At 33.8% G+C, this 23,423-nt stretch carries 18 protein-coding genes and 1 tRNA gene; 11 read left to right on the top strand and 8 right to left on the bottom strand.

Annotated elements, in window-relative coordinates:
- Window positions 1-98: 98 nt before the first annotated feature.
- Window positions 99-1,256 (top strand): M12 family metallopeptidase, encoded by a 1,158-nt coding sequence (locus B0M43_RS09730; protein ID WP_078008520.1) that lies wholly within the window; start codon window positions 99-101, stop codon window positions 1,254-1,256.
- 238 nt (window positions 1,257-1,494) lie between these two features.
- Window positions 1,495-3,240, top strand: coding sequence for an ABC transporter ATP-binding protein (locus tag B0M43_RS09725; RefSeq protein WP_065448311.1), 1,746 nt, complete (start codon window positions 1,495-1,497; stop codon window positions 3,238-3,240).
- A 310-nt stretch (window positions 3,241-3,550) separates the two neighbouring features.
- Here the strand turns inward: B0M43_RS09725 and alaS are convergent, their stop codons facing one another.
- Window positions 3,551-6,187 carry an alanine--tRNA ligase gene (gene alaS, locus B0M43_RS09720; protein WP_078008521.1) on the bottom strand — a complete coding sequence of 879 codons (2,637 nt, stop codon included), beginning with the start codon at window positions 6,185-6,187 and terminating at the stop codon, window positions 3,551-3,553.
- Between the two features lie 262 nt (window positions 6,188-6,449).
- Between alaS and B0M43_RS09715 the strand changes: the two genes are divergently transcribed.
- From B0M43_RS09715 to B0M43_RS09680, 8 genes are all read left to right on the top strand, one after another.
- Window positions 6,450-7,427, top strand: a complete 978-nt coding sequence (locus tag B0M43_RS09715; protein ID WP_078008522.1) for a peptidoglycan DD-metalloendopeptidase family protein — start codon at window positions 6,450-6,452, stop codon at window positions 7,425-7,427.
- Between the two features lie 49 nt (window positions 7,428-7,476).
- The gene (locus tag B0M43_RS09710) at window positions 7,477-7,809 is read left to right on the top strand and encodes a MerR family transcriptional regulator (RefSeq protein WP_055094707.1); all 333 of its coding nucleotides are present in this window, start codon (window positions 7,477-7,479) and stop codon (window positions 7,807-7,809) included.
- A gap of 34 nt (window positions 7,810-7,843) precedes the next feature.
- Entirely contained in the window at window positions 7,844-8,425 is a 582-nt protein-coding gene (locus B0M43_RS09705; RefSeq protein WP_078008523.1) for a LemA family protein, read from the top strand.
- An 89-nt stretch (window positions 8,426-8,514) separates the two neighbouring features.
- Window positions 8,515-8,952: a TPM domain-containing protein gene (locus tag B0M43_RS09700; RefSeq protein WP_078008524.1), complete on the top strand. Its 438-nt coding sequence runs from the start codon at window positions 8,515-8,517 to the stop codon at window positions 8,950-8,952.
- A gap of 3 nt (window positions 8,953-8,955) precedes the next feature.
- Window positions 8,956-9,777 (top strand): YgcG family protein, encoded by an 822-nt coding sequence (locus B0M43_RS09695; RefSeq protein ID WP_078008525.1) that lies wholly within the window; start codon window positions 8,956-8,958, stop codon window positions 9,775-9,777.
- A 75-nt stretch (window positions 9,778-9,852) separates the two neighbouring features.
- The gene (locus B0M43_RS09690; RefSeq protein WP_065448305.1) at window positions 9,853-10,266 is read left to right on the top strand and encodes an Rrf2 family transcriptional regulator; all 414 of its coding nucleotides are present in this window, start codon (window positions 9,853-9,855) and stop codon (window positions 10,264-10,266) included.
- A gap of 246 nt (window positions 10,267-10,512) precedes the next feature.
- Complete coding sequence (locus B0M43_RS09685) at window positions 10,513-13,059, top strand: TonB-dependent receptor (protein WP_078008526.1); 2,547 nt, start codon at window positions 10,513-10,515, stop codon at window positions 13,057-13,059.
- Between the two features lie 161 nt (window positions 13,060-13,220).
- Complete coding sequence (locus B0M43_RS09680; protein ID WP_078008527.1) at window positions 13,221-13,964, top strand: DUF2490 domain-containing protein; 744 nt, start codon at window positions 13,221-13,223, stop codon at window positions 13,962-13,964.
- 140 nt (window positions 13,965-14,104) lie between these two features.
- Here the strand turns inward: B0M43_RS09680 and B0M43_RS09675 are convergent, their stop codons facing one another.
- The 4 genes from B0M43_RS09675 to era form a co-directional block, all read right to left on the bottom strand.
- Window positions 14,105-16,867: an outer membrane beta-barrel protein gene (locus B0M43_RS09675; RefSeq protein ID WP_078008528.1), complete on the bottom strand. Its 2,763-nt coding sequence runs from the start codon at window positions 16,865-16,867 to the stop codon at window positions 14,105-14,107.
- 156 nt (window positions 16,868-17,023) lie between these two features.
- A complete protein-coding gene (gene der / locus B0M43_RS09670; RefSeq protein ID WP_065448301.1) occupies window positions 17,024-18,334 on the bottom strand; it encodes a ribosome biogenesis GTPase Der in 1,311 nt (436 codons plus the stop codon).
- Window positions 18,335-18,714: 380 nt separating this feature from the next.
- Window positions 18,715-19,713, bottom strand: a complete 999-nt coding sequence (locus B0M43_RS09665) for a hypothetical protein (protein ID WP_078008529.1) — start codon at window positions 19,711-19,713, stop codon at window positions 18,715-18,717.
- Between the two features lie 27 nt (window positions 19,714-19,740).
- On the bottom strand, window positions 19,741-20,622 hold the full coding sequence (era, locus tag B0M43_RS09660) for a GTPase Era (protein ID WP_078008530.1): 882 nt from the start codon (window positions 20,620-20,622) through the stop codon (window positions 19,741-19,743).
- Window positions 20,623-20,738: 116 nt separating this feature from the next.
- Here era and B0M43_RS09655 point away from each other — a divergent pair.
- Window positions 20,739-20,811: transfer RNA gene (locus B0M43_RS09655), tRNA-Met, on the top strand.
- Between the two features lie 133 nt (window positions 20,812-20,944).
- Here B0M43_RS09655 and B0M43_RS09650 read toward each other — a convergent pair.
- From B0M43_RS09650 to B0M43_RS09640, 3 genes are read right to left on the bottom strand one after another with little or no spacing between them, the layout of a single operon-like run.
- Entirely contained in the window at window positions 20,945-22,042 is a 1,098-nt protein-coding gene (locus B0M43_RS09650; protein WP_078008531.1) for an MBL fold metallo-hydrolase, read from the bottom strand.
- Between the two features lie 3 nt (window positions 22,043-22,045).
- Entirely contained in the window at window positions 22,046-22,627 is a 582-nt protein-coding gene (locus B0M43_RS09645; RefSeq protein WP_078008532.1) for a hypothetical protein, read from the bottom strand.
- Window positions 22,606-23,262 carry a hypothetical protein gene (locus B0M43_RS09640; protein ID WP_078008533.1) on the bottom strand — a complete coding sequence of 219 codons (657 nt, stop codon included), beginning with the start codon at window positions 23,260-23,262 and terminating at the stop codon, window positions 22,606-22,608. Before B0M43_RS09640 ends, B0M43_RS09645 begins: the two co-directional genes overlap by 22 nt.
- Between the last annotated feature and the right edge of the window lie 161 nt (window positions 23,263-23,423).

Genomic DNA, 23,423 nt, shown 5'->3' with positions numbered 1-23,423 from the left:
GTCTTATTTATATTAGTATAAGACACATTAAACTTCCAAACTAGAATTGTAATAATTTAATTATTAAATTACAAATTAATTTAATTAATAAACAAACCATGAAAAAACTTAAATTATTATTAACTTGTCTTACACTAATTTTATTATCGTGTGATAATAATGATGAAAAAATTCAACCACAATTATTGCCTCTTGAAGAAGAAATAAACATGTGTACTTTTGACCTCATAAACAATTATCCTTTTTCAACCTCAAAACCAGGATCGGTAATTCTCGATTCGCCACGTTGGAAAACCGGCCAAACCATAAAAATTAAATTCCTAGACGGTAGTGATGCTGAACATGAAATCGTAAAAAAGTGCGTAGCTGAATGGACAAATTATGCAAATCTAAATTTTGAATATGTCCCTAAAGATCAAGATGCCCATATTAGAATTGCCATTATTATGGGCAAGCCAGGAGCGTGGTCTGAATTAGGAGCGCAATTACTGCTTGGAAGCCCTCTTTATAGTACTTATCAGAAGACACCATCGATGCGCTTAGGCCCTGTTATTGATGATGCCAGCCATCGAGGAACTATACTACATGAATTTGGACATGCGCTAGGTCTGCATCATGAGACAAAAAATCCTAGTGCAAATATTAAGTGGGATTTTCCAAAGGTATATAAATATTATGACGATATAATGGGTTGGTCAAAAGAAGATACCGACCGAAATGTAATCAATAAAGCAAGTTATACTAACTATAGCGAATATGATCCTCTTTCAATTATGCATTATTATATACCCGCTTCCCTTACAATTAATGGCATCGGTGTAAAGGAGAATACCCAGTTATCAATGACAGACATGGTCTCTATAAATAAATGGTATCCATTTCCGATAAGATCAATTGTAGAATCCGGAGAGAGAATTGATTTCATTCCTTGGACAAAACCTATAAAATCTCCCAATGGTAGATACTTAGTAAATTTTAGTCATGGCACTCTTATAATTATCGATCTTACAAATAATACTTCAATATGGGAAGTTGGAAATCAAGCCTACAGCAATAAATCCTCTTGCTATTTAGAAAAAAATGGAAACATTATAATAAAAGGCAGGAGGTCTTCTTCTATGGCACCAGAACATACCACTTGGACCAGTAATACTTCAGAATTTCCGGGAGCAGAATTGGAATTACAAGATGATGGTAATCTTGTATTAATATACAATGGAACTGCAAAATGGTCTTCCAAATCAGGTAAGTTATAAGAATATAATAAATAAATGCGAACTACAAAAAAGCCAACTATAAATTTTTTAGTTGGCTTTTTAATTTCAAAATCCCTAATTAATCGAATATTTCACAATTATAAATAATAAATATTATTTCAAAATTAAATTAAAGAGTAAGAACTTAATATATTTAATAGTTTTTTAAACTATTAATCATCCCTACAAAGCCAAACTATTCATTACTTTTGCATCTTCAATAAATTTAAACTCACACATGAAATTATTATATTCTTATATAATCAAACACAAAATGCTGTTGCTTTTTGCTTTGATTATGGCCTCTATAAACATCTGTTTCAGCTTGTCAGACTCTATTATTACCGGTAAATTAATGCAGGACTGCGGAGTTGGCCTTCATAAATATGAAGGAAACGAAATTGGTTTTATAAAATCTTTATCCTTTTGGCTGGGACTATCGCTTGGTGCTGCCATGATTTCCAGAATCACCAAAAACTTTCAGGATTATTTTACCAATGTTGTAATTCAGAGAACCGGAGCACAAATGTATACTGATGGAATCAAAAAATCGCTTGATTTGCCGTATGCTGAATTCGAAGATCAGCGAAGTGGAGAAACTTTAAGTAAATTAACGAAAGTACGTTCTGATTCTGAAAAATTGATTACGCTTTCGATTTCTTTAATTTTTCAAACTATTATCGGGTTCATATTTGTTATTGTTTACGTTGCCCGAATTGATTATCGTATTTCGATCATCTTTTTGATTACAGCACCAATTATCGCTTTAATCAGTTCGTATTTAGGTAAAAAAATAAAGATTGTTTCACGAAAAATTGTTAATCAAACCAATGCTTTAGCGGGTTCTACAACTGAAAGTTTACGAAATATCGAATTGGTAAAAAGTCTTGGATTAACGTATCAGGAAGAAAAACGTTTAAATTTAAACACCTTTAAAATCCTGCAACTTGAACTGGAGAAAATTCGTTTTATCAGAAGTTTGAGTTTTATTCAGGGCACAACGGTTCACTTTTTAAGAACTTGTGTTGTTTTTACTTTGTATTATTTCTTATTTGGACAAAAAATAATTGTTGGTGATTTATTGACGATGGTATTTTTTACTTTTTTCATCTTTGGACCTTTGCAGGAATTAGGGAATTTTATTATTGCTTTGAATGAAACGAAAGTTTCGATGGAAAACTTCAAAACTTTATTAAGTGCTCCAAAAGAATTTCGCCCAAAAACGCCTAAACATGTTGGAGCGATTCAGTCTTTGCTTTTTAGCAATGTAAGTTTTCAGCATAAAACGGCGAAATTCAAAGCGGTTGAAAATATTAATTTTGAAATTAAACAAGGGGAAACTGTTGCTTTTGTTGGCCCTTCCGGATCCGGAAAAACCACTTTGGTAAAATTATTAGTGGGATTGTATACGCCAGCCGAAGGTCAGGTATTGTATAACGAAATTGACTCTACTGAAATTGACTTGCTTGATCTAAGAAAACAATTGGGATTCGTAACTCAGGATGCGCAATTATTCTCGGGAACGATTCGTGAAAACTTATTGTTTGTAAGACCCAATGCAACAGACGAAGATCTATATGATGCCTTAAAAAGAGCAAGTTGCGAAAAACTTCTTAATCGTGCTGAAGATGGTTTGAATACGACAATTGGCGAAGGCGGAATTAAAGTTTCGGGTGGTGAAAAACAGCGTTTGTCTATCGCAAGAGCTATTTTAAGAAATCCGAATCTATTGATTTTTGATGAAGCTACTTCTGCTCTGGATTCGATTACCGAAGAAGAAATTAATGCTACAATCAGAAATATATCGGACCAAAACAGAATCACGGTTTTAATCGCACACAGATTATCTACTGTAATGCACGCTGATAAAATATTTGTACTGGAACAAGGTAAAATTATCGAATCCGGTAAACATGAGGATTTGATCGTGGAGAAAGGGTTGTATTACGCTATGTGGCGTCAGCAAATTGGCGAGCGTAAGTAGACGAAGATTCTAAGATATTGTGCCGCTAAGTTGCTAAGTTTTTTTATTAGAATAATTGATTAAACGTAATATTTGTCATTTCGACGAAGGAGAAATCCTCACAAGTAACTCCGCAATCAAAATCCAATCTTTGTCGAGCTTCTCGCGAGGATTTCTCCTTCGTCGAAATGACATACAATGAGAAAGAATCATTTTTAATCCTTTAGCTGTGGCAAAAAATACAAAAGCCGAAAGATCTTAAAAATCTTTCGGCTTTACTTTTGAATATTATAAAAACTTAGAACCTTAGTTCCTTAGCATCTTAACACCTTTATTTCACAAAATCAATTGCGTGAGACAAAGCCTCTGCAATTCCACTTGCATTTTTACCTTTTCCAGAAGCGAAGAAAGGCTGCCCTCCTCCATTTCCTTCAATATATTTTCCTAATTCTTTGATCACTGCATTTGCATTTAAGCTTTTCGAAGCAACCAATTCTTTAGCGATATAACAATGAATATTTGGCAAACCATCTTCTACAGAAGCTAAAAACACGAAAGAATCAGCTTTTGAACTTCCTAAAGCAGAAGCTAAATCTTTCGTAGAAGCCATGCTTAAATCTACTTGTTTGGAAAGGAAATTTACGCCGTTTATTTCTTGAAAATCTTTCTCTAATTCAGATTTTAAAGCGCCTATTTTTTCTTTTAGTAATTGCTCTACTTGCTTTTTCAGTTTCGCATTATCATCCTGTAAAGAAGCTACTGATTTTAAAATATCCTGTGGATTTTTTAATGTTTCTTTTATTTCAGATAAAGTATTCTCCTGATTTTGATAGAAGTCTTTTACTGCATCACCTGTAATTGCCTCAATACGACGAATTCCAGCTGCTACTGCACCTTCAGAAATGATTTTGAAATGCCAGATTTCTGCCGTGTTTTTTACGTGAATTCCACCGCAAAGTTCTTTACTTTCTCCAAATTCAATCATTCGAACATTATCGCCATATTTTTCTCCAAATAAAGCCATTGCACCTTTATCTAATGCTTCTTTAATCGGAATATTTCTGTGTTCTACTAATTGCAATTGTGCTTCAATTTGCTGATTTACACTTGCTTCAACCTGACGTAATTCATCCTCTGAAACTTTAGAAAAATGCGAAAAGTCAAAACGTAAATAGTTCGGATTCACTAATGAACCTTTTTGCTCTACGTGAGTTCCTAAAAGGTTTCTCAAAGCCAAATGCATTAAATGCGTAGCCGAGTGATTTTTAGAAGTTGAACCTCTTAAATCGTTATTTACTTTTGCTACAAAACCGGCTTCAATATTTTCCGGCAATTGCTTTGCAAAATGCAATATCAAATTGTTTTCTTTTTTAGTGTCGATGATCTCGATCGTTTCATTTGCAGAAACCAAAGTTCCTTTATCACCAACTTGTCCTCCGCCTTCAGGATAAAATGGCGTATTATCTAAAACGATTTGGTATAGAATTCCGTCTTTCTTAGAATCTACTTTTCTAATTCTGGTGATTTTTACTTCGTTTTCTATTTTATCATAACCAACGAATGTTTCCACATTTCCAGGAATCAAAACAGACCAATCTTCTGTAGAAACTTCAGATGCAGCACGAGAACGTGTTTTTTGTTTTTGCAATTCAACTTCAAATTCTTCTTCATTATAGGAGAAGCCTTTTTCTTTTAGAATTAGAGCTGTCAAATCTTTTGGAAAACCAAATGTATCATACAATTCAAAAACCTTAGCCCCAGAAACTTCTGAACCAGAAGTCTGTGCAATTACGTTATCCAACAATTGTAATCCCTGATCAAGAGTTCTCAAGAAAGAAGCTTCTTCTTCGCGAATTACATTGGTAACTAATTGTTGTTGTGATTTAATCTCAGGGAAAAATTCTCCCATTTGGTTTGCCAGAACTTCTACCAATTTATTGATAAAAGGTTCTTTTGTACCTAAAAATGTAAATCCGTAACGAATGGCACGACGTAAAATTCTACGAATTACATAACCAGCTCCGGTATTTGATGGCAACTGTCCGTCAGCAATTGCAAAGGCAACGGCACGAACATGATCTACCACTACTCGAATAGCAATATTCGTTTTATTTTGTTCTTCACTGATGTTTTTAATTTCATCAGATGTATATTTTAAACCTGTAATTTGTTCTACTTTTTCGATAAGTGGTGTAAAAACATCTGTATCGTAATTGGATGTTTTTCCTTGCAAAGCCATACACAAACGCTCAAAGCCCATTCCGGTATCAACGTGTTGTGCAGGAAGTTTTTCAAGAGATCCATCAGCTTTACGGTTGAATTCCATGAATACATTATTCCAGATTTCAACAACTTGCGGGTGATCATTATTTACAAGACTTTTTCCTGAAACCAAAGCTTTTTCAGCTTCCGGACGTAAATCAACGTGAATTTCAGAACAAGGTCCGCATGGTCCCTGATCTCCCATTTCCCAGAAATTATCTTTCTTGTTTCCAAGGATAATTCGGTCTTCGTCGATTAAAGTTTTCCAGATATCCCACGCTTCCTGATCGAAAGGAACATTATCTTCTTTGCTTCCTTCAAAAACAGAAACATAAAGATTTTCTTTTGGAATTTTATACACTTCTGTCAATAATTGCCATGCCCAGTTGATGGCCTCTTTTTTGAAATAATCTCCAAAAGACCAGTTACCCAACATCTCAAACATAGTATGATGATAAGTATCAAAACCTACATCTTCAAGATCATTATGTTTTCCTGAAACACGAAGACATTTTTGCGTATCGGCTATTCTTTTACTTTTTGGCGTTCCGTTTCCTAAAAAATATTCTTTAAACTGGGCCATTCCCGAGTTATTGAACATAAGAGTTGGATCGTCCTTAAGAACGATTGGAGCAGAAGGAACGATTAAGTGCCCGTTGCTTTTAAAAAAGTCTAGAAATTGTTTACGTACGTCTTGTGATTTCATGTTATAATTAGAAATGTGATAATTTGATAATGTGTCAATTAGATAATTTACTTCGTCTGAAAATATGTTAATGTTGTTTTTTAATTAGAAATTTACCGCTCAAAACAATAAATTCCGCGCTAAAAACATTATCTAATTATCAAATTGACACATTATCTAATTCTATTTTATTCTTGAAAAAAAGCTGGGAACAAATGAAACATTTATTAAATTTGTTCGACTAACTTATTTTACAAGCTGCAAAAATAGGGTATTTTAAAATATGGCGAAAGTAAAATATTATTACGACTCAGAAAATCTGGCTTATACGAAAATAAAAACCAGAAAAAGAATCAAAATCGGTTACGCATTACTGTTTTTGCTGGCTTCCGCGTTATTTGGTTTTTTAGTTTTTGTACTATTAATTAATACCCCTTATTTTGAAACCCCAAAAGATCGTTTACAAGCACGTGAAATCGAGAATTTGAAATTGCAATATGCGATTTTAAACAAAAAAATGGATGAAATTGATGATGTAACTGAGGCATTAGAAAACAGGGACAACAATATATACAGGGTTTATTTTAATAAAACCGAAATTCCGGATTCTATCAGGAAAGCAGGTTTTAGAGATCCTAAACGTTACAGAGATTTAGAAGGTTACAACAATTCGCAACTGGTATTAAACACCACAAAAAGAATTGACAGATTATCAAAAGAATTGGCTATTCAGTCGAAATCATTAGATGAAATTTTGAAATTGGCGAGTACAAAAGGAAATTTATTATTGGCAATTCCTGCCATTCAGCCTGTCAGGAATGAAAATTTAAAACGAATGGCTTCCGGTTTTGGTTACAGAACTGACCCTTTCACGAAAGTGCGAAAAATGCATAACGGAATGGATTTCACCGCCAATACAGGCTCACCCGTTTATGCCACAGGCGACGGCGTTGTGGAAAGAGCTGATGCCTCTGCTTCGGGGTTTGGAAATCATGTTGTGATCAGGCATGGTTTTGGATATGAAAGTTTGTATGCGCATTTAAGCAAATACAATTGCAGAGCCGGACAACATGTCAAACGTGGAGATGTTATTGGATATGTAGGAAGTACAGGAAGATCTGAAGGGCCACATTGTCACTATGAAGTGCATAAAGACGGAAAAGTCGTGAACCCTTTGAATTTTTATTACGGAAATATTTCGGCTGCAGAATACGTTGCAATTTCGCAAATGGCCAATCAGGAAAATCAGTCATTAGATTAATCCTTGAAAAAGTAGTATTTTTGAAATTAAAATAGAAAATTAAACAAACATGCATATTGAGCTTTCAAAAGATAAAAGGTATTATAGCATTGGCGAAGTGGCCAAAGCCTTTAATGTCAATGCATCATTGATACGGTTTTGGGATAGCGAATTCGATATTTTAAAACCTAAAAAGAACGCTAAAGGCAATAGAATGTTTACGCCTGAAGATATTACCAACCTGCAACTGATTTATCATTTGGTTAAAGAAAGAGGTTTTACCTTAGATGGCGCCAGAACACACCTGAAAGAGGGTCAAAAGAAAACATTAGATAAATTCGAAATAATACGTAAATTAGAGACCATAAAAACACAATTGAACGAAATCAAAAACGAATTGTAATTAAAAATAGAAATAAACTTAAATTAAAACGAATATGAAAAAATGGTTAATCCCCGTAGGAATTATAGTAGTACTAATTGCTATTATTGCTTTTTGGTCAATTGGAATAAAAAATACTGGTTTGCAAAAAAATCAGGCCGTTAATAAAGAATGGGGAAATGTGAGTACAACTTACCAAAGAAGAAATGATCTTATTGGAAATTTAGTGAACACGGTAAAAGGTGCAGCAGATTTTGAAAAATCAACTTTGACAGCTGTAATCGAAGCTCGTGCAAAAGCTACTTCGGTAACTATTGATCCAAGCAACGTAACTCCTGAGCAATTGGCTCAATACAATCAGGCTCAAAGTGGAGTATCTTCATCATTATCAAGATTATTGGTTTCTGTTGAACAATATCCAACACTAAAAGCAAATGAAAATTTCCTAAAATTACAGGATGAACTGGCTAGTACAGAAAACCAAATTTTAACAGCAAGAACTCGTTTTAACGAAGCTGTTCAAGATTACAATGGTTATGTACTTGCAATTCCAAACAGCTGGTTCTTAAGCTACAAAGAGAAACCATATTTTGAAGCTGTTGCAGGAGCTGAGAAACCAGTTGAAGTAAAATTCTAAAAACCAGATTATAAGATTAATAGACTTCTTAGAAACTAAGGTTTAGTCAAAAAATCTAAAATCAACAATCTAAACTCTAAAATACTCCCATGTCAAAAGTAGAAGATTTTTTATCCAAAGAAGAAGAATTAAACATTGTTGAAGCTATTCGCGTGGCTGAAAAAAATACTTCTGGCGAAATTAGAGTACATATAGAACAAACAACTTCCAAAGTGCCTTTTGACAGGGCTTTGGAAGTTTTTCATGAATTAAAAATGAATGAAACCCAGCAACAAAACGGGGTTTTATTTTACTTTGCCGTAGCAGATAAAACATTTGCTATTTGCGGAGACAAAGGCATAAACGATCTTGTTGCAGCAGATTTTTGGGATTGTACCAAAGATGCCATGATTAGCCAATTTAAGTTAGGAAACTTTAAACAAGGTATTGTTGATGGTATTTTGAATGCCGGTGAACAATTAAAAAAACACTTTCCTTGGGTTGAAGGCGACAGTAATGAATTATCAAACGAAATCTCAAAAGGATAAATAATGAAATTTTCCAAAAACAAAATATCTCATTCAAAAGGACTTTTTCAGTTTACCTTTTTGTTCATCGCTTTTTTTACCACCAATTGTATTTTTGCACAATTTACAATTCCGGAAAAACCAACTTTGCAGACTTCAGTTTATGATTATGCGAATATTTTAAGCGCTTCTGAAAAAACACAACTGGAAGAAAAGTTAATTCGCTACTCAGATTCTACCACAACTCAAATCGTAGTCATTACAATCGAAAGCTTAAAAGGCGAAGATGTGAGTCAGCTGGCTACAAAATGGGGACAAACCTGGGGAATTGGAGGAACAAAGCAAGATGATAATGGTGTCATTATTTTATTGGCTAAAGCCGAAAGAAAAATTGCCATTAATCCCGGATACGGAGTTGAAGATCGTTTGACTGCAGGAATTGGCGGAACCATAATCAGAAATATTATTATCCCGGAATTTAAAGCCGGAAGTTTTTATAATGGTCTTGACAAAGGAACAGATGCCATAATTGATGTTTTTAAAGGAAAATTTAAAGGCGAACGTAAGCAAGCCAAAGGAAATGATTTTCCGATATTACCATTCATTGTTATTGTTGTAATTGTATTAATTTTACTGGCACGAAATAAAGGCGGTGGAGGAAATTCAGGCAATAATAGCGGCGGAGGCCCTAGTCTGATGGATGTAATTCTTTTAAGCAGTCTTGGAAGAAGTGGCGGAGGCGGTTTTGGAGGCTTTGGAGGAGGTTCATCTGGCGGCGGTGGCGGCTTTGGCGGAGGTTTTGGCGGCGGCGGATTCTCCGGAGGAGGTTCTAGCGGAGGCTGGTAGAAAACAAAGTCACAGTTTGCAGTGACAGTTTTCAGTTTTAAAAATTTATAATTTACAATTAATAATTCAATATAGATGTTATCACATAAAGCAAAATACGCCCTTAAGGCCTTACTTTATTTAGCAGAACAAGACGAAAATCACATTTCCAGAACAATAGAAATTGCTGATGGCGCCAATATTCCTAAAAAGTTTTTAGAACAAATTTTATTGGATCTAAAACGAGGACGTTTTGTGAGTAGTAAGCAAGGGAAATTTGGCGGATATTATTTGATACGCTCCAAATACGATATTACTTTGGCAGAAATTCACCGTTTATTTGATGGTGCAATTGCGCTCTTACCATGTGCTTCGTTAAACTTTTACGAACCATGCTCAGATTGTAAAACTGAGGAAGAATGCAGTCTAAGACATGGTCTAATGATCATTCGGGATGAAACTCTTAAGGCAATGCAAGGCATAACAATCGCCTCACTTGTAAAGAAATAAAAAAATATTTTCTAATTCCTAGTAAATCTATAGAATTTACATATATTTGCAAAAAAACCGACAACCATTTACAAATTTTAAACCCTATGAAAGTAAATTACAATCGATCAGGTGTATCAAAAATTCTTTTGCAAAGAAACCAGAATATTCAATTCACTAACGTGAAAAACAATTCATCTATGATGTGTATGTGCTGATAAAAAAAATTTAATTTAAATTCTACTAATCACATATACTTAATATAAAATGAAAAATTCTATAAAAAATATACTTACCCTATTATCCTTTTTAATTTTCTCAATATCATTTGCACAAAACATTGAAGGTGTAGTTAAAACCAGCGAAAACACACCACTTGAAGCTGTTAATATTGTTGTTAAAGGAACAACAACCAATACCACTACAGACAGCGAAGGAAGATTTACAATCAACAGCAAAGGAAAACTTCCTATAACAATTTTAGTTCAGTATGTAGGTTACAAAACTACCGAAATAGAACTTACTGATTTACCAACTGCTCCATTACAAATCACACTTAAAGAAGAAAATGAACTTATAGAAGTTGTAGTTTCTTCACGACGCAGAATAGAAAAAGTTCAGGATGTGCCCATTGCCATCTCTGTTATCACCGGTAAACAAGCAGAACAAACAGGCGCTTTTAACGTGAACCGTATTAAAGAATTGGTTCCTTCAGTACAATTGTATTCTTCTAACCCTAGAAATACCGGAATTAACATTCGTAGCCTTGGTTCTCCTTTTGGACTTACCAATGACGGAATTGATCCTGGAGTTGGTTTTTATGTAGACGGTGTTTATTATGCACGTCCGGCTGCGACAACTCTTGATTTTATTGATGTAGAACAAATTGAAGTATTACGTGGACCACAAGGATCTTTGTTTGGAAAAAATACAACATCAGGGGCATTTAACATCACAACCCGTAAACCAAGTTTTACTTCAGGAGCTGATTTTGAAGTGAGCTACGGAAACTATAATTTCCTTCAAGCTAAAGCGTCTGTTACAGGAGCTTTAGGAAAAAAAGTCGCAGGTCGTTTATCTTTCTCCGGTACCCAACGTGATGGTCTTATTGATAATGTTGCTACAGGAAGACCTACAAACACTTTAAACAATCAGGGAATTAGAGGTCAGTTACTTTGGACTCCAACAGTAAATACTAATATTATATTGGCTGCAGATATTACAACGCAACGTCCTGATGGATACGCACAAGTTGTTGCAGGTGTTGCGCCTACTCAAAGAGCTGCTTATCGCCAGTTTGATGCCATTATTAAAGATTTAAATTACCAATTGCCAAGCTTAAATGCTTTTGACCGTAAAATAGATCATGATACGCCATGGCGTTCAGGACAGGATATGGGAGGTATTTCCCTTAACATCGATACCAAAATTGGTTCAGGAACACTTACTTCAACAACAGCGTGGAGATTTTGGAACTGGGATCCATCAAATGACAGGGATTTTACAGGATTACAAGTATTGGCATTATCTCAAAATCCAACAAGACAAACACAATTTACACAAGAAGTTCGTTACGCAGGTCAGCTTACAGAAAAAATTAGCGGTGTTGTAGGGGTGTTTTTTATCGATCAAACCTCTCAAACAGATGGTACCGAAGAATCCGGTAATGCACAGTGGAGATTTGCGCAAAGTACAACCAGCGCTTTATGGAAAACTCCGGGACTTTTTGAAGGATACGGAATTAAAACTGATGCAAACATAAGAGCATCAAGTGCAGCAGTATTTGGCCAAATTGACTGGGCTATTACAGATCGCCTGCATGTTTTACCAGGTTTGAGATATAATTTTGACAAAAAAGACGCTCATTATTCCCGTACAACATACGGAGGTTTGCAAACTACTGATCCGGCATTATTAGCTTTGAAAAAATTAGTTTATTCTGATCAGGCATTTGACTCTAGTACTGACAACACTGACTTTTCAGGAAACATAACATTGACTTTTAAAGCTTCGGACAAAATCAATGCTTACGCTACTTATGCAAAAAGTTATAAACCGGTTGGTGTAAACGTAGCGGGACTTCCTACTGATTCAAAAGGTGATCCTTTATTAGATCTTGCCGTGATTAAACCGGAAAAAGTAAACCATTACGAAATAGGTGTAAAAACTTCACCGTTTAGAAATTCAGTATTTAACCTTGCTTTCTTTAATACAGAGATCAAAGATTTTCAAACCAACGTTCAGGCAGCTGAATTGGGAGTAAACCGTGGATACCTTGCCAATGCTGATAAAGTACGTGTAAGAGGTGCTGAATTGGATGCAAGCTTTGTTATCAACCAACATTGGACTATAAATGGTGCTGCTACGTATACAGAAGGTACATATGTTAAATTTACAAACGCACCACTTCCTTTAGAAGAAACAGGAGCTCCTGTAGCCTTCAAAGATGTTTCAGGAACTGATTTACCTGGTGCTTCAAGATGGGCAGGATCTTTGGGTGGTGAATTTTCTAACCAAGCAAAATTCTTCGGAAACGCAGGAAAAGCTTTCATCGCTTTAGATTCTTACGCTCGTTCTGAATTTTCATCAAGCCCTTCAGCTTCAAAATTTTTAGTAGTTCCAGGTTATGCTATTTTTAATGCACGTATTGGTTTCCGTGCGTCGCAAGGTTTATCTGTTCAATTCTGGGGACGTAACCTTTTAAATAAAGATTACTACGAACAATTATTACCTGCGGGTGGAAACACAGGACAATATGCTGGTGTAATTGGTGATCAAAGAACTTACGGCGTAACATTGAAATATTCATTGTAACACAATTAGTTAATTTTACATACACGAAACGAGATAGGTTTTTAAATCTATCTCGTTTTTTTATGAAATGAAATCACAAAATTGCATTTAAAACAAGTTTTATTCTTCTACACATCTATTCTGATTTGTATATATTCGCAACCTCGAATTATATAGATTGAATGAAAGTTCTAAAATTACTACTTTTAGCAGGATTAATAAACCCTCTTTTATCAGCACAAAGTCTGAAAAAGACAGATCAGCAAACCTTAACGTGGATAAGATATTACAATATTTTGCCTGTTACTGAAAAATGGGCCATACATTCTGAGATTGACAACAGGAGTTTTTTGAATCCTGTTCATGAAAATTTATTTGTTCTAAGAATTCAGGGAAGATATCACATTCATAAAAACATAGATTTAGGCGGCGGTTTTGCTTATTTTAATGTGAACACACAAGACCCTCACATTGATCCTGATTATTCTGTTCCTGAATACCGAATTCAGCAAGATGCTACTTTCATCAATGATATTGCCAAAATCACTTTTCATAACCGTTTCCAGCTCGAAGAACGTTTTATTCAGAAAGCCAACAAAACCGAATTACTGGATGATTTTTCTTTTGCATATCGATTTAGATACAGATTACAAGCAACATTTGATCTTTGGAAAAAAGAAAAACAAAGCTTAAAAGGAACCATTTCTGATGAAGTGATGTTCAATTTTGGAAAAGACAATAAAAGAAACACTTTCGATCAAAACCGAATTTATGCTGCATTACGTTATCAATTCGATCCAAATATTGGCTTGGAAGTAGGCTATCTTAAAAGTTTTCAAAGACGTTCCAGTGGTGTTGATTTTTATGATCGTGATATTATCAGATTTACCGTTTATCATAGAATAAATAGGAAACCGAGGATCTAGAAAATAAAATTTCAATCTAAAAATTCCAAATTCCAATAAAAAACTCAGACGAAGCAAATCTTTGGGCAAAAAAAGACGCACTGCTGTGCGTCTACGTTAAAACCTTTGAACCTCTGTCACTTTATAACTTTGAACCTTTATTAATCCATTCTCTGTCTTCTCTTCCCTCCTTTTTCAGCACCTGCAAAATTTCCTATTTTATAACTTACAGAGAACATTACATAACGTTTCAGTACAGTATTCTCTTCATCACGGATAGAGGTTGCCGAAATCGTTCTGGTAGCACTTTGGTTTTGATTTAAAACATCGTAAACTTTTACTTTAGCATAGACTTTTTTATCAAAAAATCCATAAGACAAACTGGTGTTCCATAAATAAAAATCTTTTTTGAAGTTGCTCGAAATACTGGAATTGTAAGTATATCCGAAGTCATTTCCGAAAATTAAATTTTCCGGCCAGTAACTTGTTGTTTGTAAATTGATTCTGTGCACTACATTCGAACTGGCATCTCTTGAAGAATTCTCATAATCAGTCTGATTGTACGACAAACTATATGATGGCGAAATAATAAGAAGTTCTCCGTATTCATAAGTAAGGTTTACTTTTGGCGTTATTGCGGTAGATTTTGCATTATATAAAATAGCATTGGTAAAACCTTTATCAAAAGAATAACTCCCGTTTAACCCAAAACCATATCGTAAAACATGGGCGTCTCTTTTTATTGATTGATTCCAGTTTCCGCCAATCGAAGCCATATAAGTTCCCGAAATATTTACATAAGTAGTAGTTCTTTTTCCGCTATCATCATAAATGGAAGTCGAAACCACATCGTTATTATAATAATCTCCTTTTACATACAAACTGTAACCGGAACGCGTACGGAAATCGTAATTTCTAAAACTAAAATTAGCGCTGTTTTTTTCGATAGGCTTTAAATCAGGATTTCCAGTAATGGTATTTAATGGATTGGTTAAATTTAAAACCGGCATTAATTGAACCGCTGAAGGAAGTGCATTTGAATAATCGTATTTGAATGACAAATTCTTTGAACGGCTAAACTTATACCTAACCTGAAAATCTCCGTATGGCAATGCATATCTCTTGTTTAAATCGGTTGCGTTATTAAGATATAAGGAATGATTATCAAACTCTACAATGGAAGTTCTCGAATTCAAATTAACCGTATATTTACTTTTTTGCCAGGTAATTCCAACTTTCGGACTAAAAGAATTTTGCTTTGAAGTCGTATAATTCGTCAAGGAATCATTTAGAGCAGAATAAGATTGCGATGCAGCATCAAAATCGAATGTTTTTACGTCTTTCATATCTTTATTCCAGTCAAAATCAGACCCAAACCTTATTCTTAATGAATCTGTTACAGGCTCTGTATATTCAAGTTCAAGAGAATAATTATCAGTAGTATTTTTGTTATTACTTTTCTGATTACGATCATCATTTGGCTTAGCATCCTTATAAAAAATAGTCTGAGAAAGATTCAAAGCCTCAGCATCTGTTTTGGCATTATTATTATCAAAAACAACACTAAAATTACGGGCCTTTTTCTTAAAAGCTTTATTGAAGTTGATCGTGTTGCCAAAAGTAGTATTATCACTTTCTGAATATGATTTAGCGGTACTTTCATTCAAAGCTTCTCCGTTTTCATCCTCAGAAAAACTAGACGAAGCCGAATTACTATTCGAACGGGATTGATTGAATTTTGGTACTACAACCAATCTCGTTGTGGGATCAATTTTATATTCTAATTCAAAATTGACGTTATTTCCTGTATTTTCATTTCTTGTTTTAGAATCAGATGAAGTGGCAATATTTCCGGTTGGTAAAAAACTAACCTGATCAGATTTACTATCGTTATTGTTAATCGAATTCGAAAAATTATAACTTCCCATTGCCATCAATTTTTCTGACCAGTCATCAGAATAATTAAGTCCAACTAAATTCGACTGCGTGATACCTTTACCACTTCCTGAACTGCCACCGCCTCCACTGTTGCCTTTCGCATTTCGGCCGCCTCCCATATTATCAAATACCTCATCTTGCGCAAATCCAGTAGAGTTGATATTATTTGACGAAGCGAGAACACTTATTTTTTGTTTATTATTGAAATAATTCAATAAAAGACTGCTTTCATAACGATCATCAGAGCCATATCCACCAAGAATTTTCCCGAAATAACCTTTATTTTTCTTTTCGTCAATTGTGATATTTATACTCGAATAATCCGAAGTTGATTCTTGTTTAGAAAGTTCTTCTTTCTTGGTTTTAAAATCCGAAACCTGAATTTTTTTGATAATTTCCGCAGGTAAATTCTTCAACGCAATGGCACCATCTTTATCAAAAAATGTTTTTCCGTTTACCAAAACCTGATTTACTTCGCGACCGTTTACAGTAACCTTACCATCTGTACCTACATCAAAACCAGGCAATTGTTTCAGTAAAGTTTCTACATTCGAATCCGGTCTTACTTTATAAGAAGCGGCATTAAACTCCAGCGTATCTTTTTTAATCGTAATGGGCGGAGCTTCACTTTTTATAACCACATTATCTAAAGCATTTGCAGCTTCCAATAAATACAATTTACCAAAGTCTTTGCTCTCAAGAAGCCCTTTTTCTTCCTCAAAATAGGGTTGATAACCCATATAATTTACCTTTAGAAAAATAGGCTTATCGTATTTTTTAGTTTTGATACTAAAAGCTCCATTTTTATCGGTTGTAGCATATTCGATTACAGTAGAATCTTTTACGGTTGTAAAATAAACGGTTGCTAATTCCAGCGGCAATTGCGTATTAATATCAACAACGGTTCCTTTAAGGACAATTTCATTCTGGGCACTTGCCGAATAACAAAAAAGAGAGAAAATTAGAAAATAATAAATTTTGGTCATAAAATGGTTGGTTAGAAATAGTAAGACCCAAATAGAGTCAAAAGGTTTAATTGTAAGTTCAACATTTACGCAAACAGTATGCCATTAAACCTAATAAAAATAATAGGAGTAATATAAATACATAAAAAAAGTCCCCATTTCTGAGGACTTTTACTTTTATTTTTCTCTAATATAAATATCGATCGGCACTCCAGAAAAGTCCCAATTTTCTCTAATTTTATTTTCAAGATATCTTTTATACGGTTCTTTAACGTATTGTGGCATATTGGCAAAAAACACAAACTGAGGTGTTAAAGTTGGCAACTGCATACAATATTTAATTTTTACATATTTACCTTTTGTTGCTGGTGGCGGATAAGCTTCGATTACCTTCAACATAAATTCGTTGAATTTAGAAGTTGGGATTCTTTGCTTTCTGTTTTCAAAAACTGTAACCGTAGCTTCTAATGCTTTCAATAAACGTTGTTTGGTTAAAGCCGAAACGAACAAAATTGGCACATCGGTAAAAGGCATTAATTCTTTTTTGATTTTCTCTTCGTAATCACGAGTCGACATGGTATCTTTTTCAACCAAATCCCATTTGTTCACTAAGATTACAACACCTTTACGGTTTTTCTCTGCCAGCCAAAAAATACTTTGATCCTGACCTTCAAATCCACGGGTTGCATCAATAACCAAAATACAAATATCAGCATGCTCAATCGCACGTACAGAACGCATTACAGAATAAAACTCCAAATCTTCTTTTACTTTAGCTTTACGACGGATTCCCGCAGTATCAACCAAGTTAAATTCGAAACCAAAACGGTCAAATTTTGTATCAATTGCATCACGAGTTGTTCCTGCAATATCCGTTACCATAAAACGTTCTTTACCAATAAGTGCATTGATAAAGCTTGATTTACCAGCATTCGGGCGTCCTACAACAGCAAAACGAGGTAAAACTACTTCTTCCTGAACTGGTTCCGGTTTTTCTGGAAAAGAGTCAATTAAAGCATCTAATAAATCTCCTGTTCCACTTCCTGAAATACTCGCAAATGTAAAATATTCACCTAAACCAAGGTTATAAAACTCAATTGCATCTTTCTCACGCATTGCGTTATCTACCTTATTCACAGCCAATAAAACTGGTTTTGTCACTTTACGCAATAAACGCGCAACAACATCATCCATTGGTGTAATTCCTTCCTCAACATCAACTACAAAAATAATAACATCAGCTTCGTCGATAGCAAGCTCCACTTGTTTACGAATTTCACCTTCAAATACGTCATCAGATCCGCGAACGTATCCACCGGTATCAATTACAGAAAACTCTTTTCCGTTCCACTCGCTTTTACCATAGTTTCTATCACGGGTAACCCCAGATACAGAATCTACAATAGCTTCTCTTCTTTGTATCAGCCTATTAAAAAGGGTTGATTTCCCTACATTAGGTCTTCCTACTATCGCAACAATGTTATTCATTTCTTTGAATTTTAGATTTTAGATTTTAGACTTCAGATTTTTAGTTCCCTAAAAACCTAATCCCTTGTAATCCAAAATGCTTAATTTTAATTTTTTGCAAAGGTAGTTAAAAAAGTGACTAAGTCGCTAAGTTTCTAAGTACCTAAGATTTTTATTGTTATTCTTGTTATTTTCGGGAGCTGTTTCCTGCTATCCGTTTCAATCTTTTCCTGGCTGGCAGCAGCCAGAAAGAGGATTTCCACTTCTATCAGGGCTAGGGTTTCGGGGATTAAGAAATTCAGTCAACATCAAAAATTAATAATTGTTTTGTATTAACATTCTATTTTACAACCTCTAAAAAAGACTTTAATTTGTTAATTTTCAACCAAGTATTTCTGAAATTATTTACACTTTTCATAAATATATTGCGGCCTTGCTCCCATTCTGTAAGAACTAAAATCACCTTTATTTGATAATTTTAAAGTTAGTCCATCGTCTTCCTTTACATTAAAAAATGTAATATCGCGAATTTTAATTTTTGCCGAAATAACTTTTAAAGGACCTATTTTATAATGACTAAAAGGAAAAGGCTCATCACCAAAATCCCAATACACAAGCTCTTTTTTATCAAAATCAACATATGCCTTATTCTCTACATCACAAAACCTTCTGTTATTTGATAAAAATGCCTCGACTTGCTTTTCTGTATCTATTGGCACAAACTCTTTTTCCGGAGCGGTATACAAAACATCATCTACAGCATCCTGAGTAATTCCAACCAAATATTTATTATTTTTAGAAATACTAAAATACAATGTCAAAACCCTGCTTTTATCTATCGACATTACATCGGCTCTGTAATTGCACAACTTTTCGAGCTTTCGAAATGGCTTTTTATCTTCATCTGACCGATTACTATAAGTATCTTCAAAATCATCCAAACGGAATTTATTTTGGTATTTCACATAATAAAAACCTGTCTTTTTAAATTCGCCATCTCCCAGATATTCAGGAAATTTTCCGAATTCTATATTCTCATAGATTTTAAAATCAAACCATTCGATCCAGTCATCAATTTTATTAGGAAAGCTCAAAATAGGATAATAGCCATCTTTCACAAATATGGCCAATCCGTTAGATTTATCAATGAACTTATTAATATTCGAAGCTTTATTGGTCTGGAATTGCTTTATAAATTCGCTTAAAAACAATCTCACCTCTTTATCAGAACAAGCCGTTGTATCTAAAGCTACAGAATCTTTCTCTACAATAGTTTCCGTTTTTTTGATTACAGGTTTAGAGGGAATTGCTTTCTCTTCCGTACCAAAAAGACGAGCCAAACCCACAATCACTATAAGTCCCAAACATATTGGTATTGAATACTTCGTTGAAACTTGCATAAATTATGATCTGGCGTTTAGAAAAAATTATTGATTATATCCAAAACGTTTCAGCATATTGGCATTGCTTCTCCAGTTTTTATTCACTTTTACAACCAGTTCAATATGTATTTGTTTCCCGAAGAACTTTTCTAAATCAGCACGAGCATCGGTTCCTACTTTTTTCAAAGCCGCACCTTTATGTCCAATAATGATTCCTTTTTGAGTTTCGCGTTCTACCATAATGATCGAACGGATTCTGATAATTTTTTCATCTTCAAAAAATTCCTCAGTAACGATTTCAACTGCATACGGAATCTCTTTGCTGTAATTCAACAAGATTTTTTCACGGATGGTTTCGTTTACGAAAAAACGTTCCGGTTTGTCTGTTAATTGATCTTTTGGGTAATATGCCGGTGATTCCGGCAACAATTCGATGATTCTTCCAAAAACTTCCGGAACATTAAAATTCTGTAAAGCCGAGATTGGGAAAATTTCAGCATTTGGCACTTTTCCTGTCCAAAATGCTACTTGCTCTTCTAATTGTTCCTGGTTTGAGTTGTCGATTTTATTCAACAATAATAAAACCGGAATTTTAGCATGAATGATTTTATTAAAGAAAGCCTCGTCTTTTAAGTCCTGCTCTCCTATTTCGACCATATAAACCAGTATATCAGCATCTTCAAAAGCCGATTTTACAAAGTTCATCATCGATTCCTGCATTTCATAAGCGGGTTTGATGATTCCGGGAGTATCCGATAATATAAGTTGAAAATCCTCGCCATTCACGATTCCAAGAATACGATGACGAGTTGTTTGTGCTTTTGATGTAATGATGGATAATCTTTCTCCAACAAAGGCGTTCATCAATGTTGATTTTCCAACGTTTGGATTCCCGATGATGTTTACAAAACCTGCTTTATGTGACATTTGTGTAATATTTATTTTGCAAAGGTAATCATATCAACTCAATACAGAAAATAAAACATTTTTTAAAGTTTTCGTTGGATTTCTCAAAAAACGACGTATCTTTGCACCCGAAACATCGCGGGATAGAGCAGTAGGCAGCTCGTCGGGCTCATAACCCGAAGGTCACAGGTTCGAGTCCTGTTCCCGCTACTAAGAGAAAAAGCTTCAGAGAAATCTGGAGCTTTTTTTGTTTATACTACTTTTCGTTCACGAGCGGAACGCTCGCGTCAGCTGGAGAAAGTAGAAAGACAAACTATATCATTCACTTTTAAATATTACCAAATTAAACTATCTTAAATGCACTTTTAAATATTTTTGTATCCCATCCTTCACATTTAATATAATTAATCCTTGATCTTATTACTCCTTCGTCATATTTAACTTCAGCAAGTGTTTTATTAAAAGACTCTATAATTCGTTCGATTTCTCTTTCTCTTTTTTTTGCTTTCGGACGTTTTGAAGAAATAATTGGAGATGTGATGTAAATTTCTTTAGAATGTCCTTGATAACAATCAATCATCTCACCAGTTGGAAGTTTTTCATTCAAATTCCAAGGAGTTAATTTTAAAGTTGATTCCGTCGCAACTAATTCTTTAAAAATTCTTTCATGATATCCATTTTCAGAACCGTGATGTGGAATTTTAAATAATTGAGCTTTTACTCCATCTGTAACTAATGAATTATCTAATATATCTGTCCAGCCTTGATTAGGATTATCCCCTACTTCTAAGTCAGCACCTAATAAAACCCTTTGATTTCTAAATTTCAAAAGTAACACAACGCATTTATCATTTGGAGTTTCGTTTATTACCGAGAGTTTTCTTTCAAACACTCTTTTTATAATATTTGAAAGTTCATGATCAAATTGTTCTATTACAAAATCAGATGGAGACAATGCAAATAATTCAAACTCTACACCAAGATAAGACTCCTTGTAAACAACCATATTAGAATTCAATCTATTTGCTGGAATCTTTCTTTTTTTTAATATTTCAGTACATTCTTTAAATTCTTTTGTAGATCTAACACCGCCTTCAGCATGAATTTTCTCGTCAATATCAACGAATGCCATGAATTTTTTTGTATCGTTAATTCGAGTTGGGGAAAACTGAGCTTTTTCACAAGCTTCTAGAAGCTTTGATATTCCCCTAATATGATCATCATGCCAGTGTGTACAAATTACCTTTACAACATCATTAGCATAATCTACGCCAATACTTTTTAAATATTCTAGTGGTAATGGCTCTCTAGTATTTGGATTAATACAACAATCAACAACAATCCAAGAGCTCTTAGCAAGTTTAATAATAATTGATTCTCCGTAGCCTCCACCTGTACCAATTATAGTTATCTCTACTTCATCATTATGTGGTAAATCCATAAATTAATCCCATTTTAAATCTGAATAATTAGATTGAGATTTATCATAGAAATCATTAAATTCCTCAACATCCATCGCAGCTATTCTTCGCAATCTTATTTCTGATTGATTTTTTTTTGTACCATTTCTAATTATTGAACCAACAGACCAATAAAAAATCGCCCCAACTTCTAACAAAGGTTTATCTTCATCTGAAATAATTGAATCAATAATAAATTCAGCAGTTTCATATACCTCACTTCTGTCATCCAAATCATACAATCGACATGCAAAAGATAAATTAGTTATCTTTGTTATAACACCTTTCCATGTTTTAGTATTTTTTGTATAAATTTTAAATTTTTTATAAACAGGTATTAACGCTTCTATTTGAATATCTCCCCTTCGCAAGTAATCAAATTCAGATTTAGACTTGGTGAATTTAGGTATATTTGTCCCTGAAAAATTATCTTCAAAACGAACTTGCTGATTAACTAAATCAACATCCCTATCAGATGAAAATTGATCCTGTATATCTAGAGAAGAATATGCATTATCCAATACCCAATGATCTCTGCTAATGCTTAAATCGTGTACTTGTCCCATATATTATTTAAATAAGAATCTGACGTAATTAAAGTTTTATCCCAAACTTCTTCGAAAAATTTCGAAAAATGCTTACCATTCATTGATTGTGAGAAATGAGAATTTACATTTATTGCAACAGAATTGTTTGTTAGAATGTCTGAGGGAAAAATTCTAATATTTATAGCTGGATCAAATTCAGCTTTTGTTTTTTCCCTATCTGTCACGGTAAATTCTAATAATTTTGGCTGCTCCATAAAGTCAAATATTTTTTGAATAGGTGAAAGAAAATAACCGAAATTTACATAGTCTTTATTATCTATAAATTTAAAATGGCGTGTAAAATTTATTCCAAATGAAGAAACAGGTGTTTCCCCTAGCAGTTTAAAAATATTTACAATTAAATCTTTTAGAGGCTCACGAAAAGGCTCTTGGGATGTTTTGAATTGAAATCTTGATGGACGAACTTCCAAAGAAAAATCTTCAGTTTCTATAACTGTCAGTTCGGGATGGATAACTTTTAAATTATCCGGAGAAGCCTCATTTTCTCTTATTAAACCTTTATTTTTTAACCACTCAGGTTGAAATATTGCAGGATTGAAATTTCCTATAATTACTACTGATAGATTTAAAACCTCAGGTTCAGGTCGTCTCATAATTCTTTTTTTAAGTAACTCAAAAATACACAAATTGACTCATGTCAAATAATGTAAGTCATAACTGACTTTTAGTAAGGTGTGTAAATATATAAAAAAGATTTGGAAAAAATCAAAAAAATTAAATTAGGAGTTTTAAGTAATAAAGACGAATTTCTCAC

The sequence above is a fragment of the Flavobacterium sp. KBS0721 genome (assembly GCF_002007065.3).
Taxonomy (GTDB): Bacteria; Bacteroidota; Bacteroidia; order Flavobacteriales; family Flavobacteriaceae; genus Flavobacterium; species Flavobacterium piscis.
Note: the sequence above shows the minus strand (reverse complement) of the source record. Positions and strands in the feature narration are given on the sequence as shown.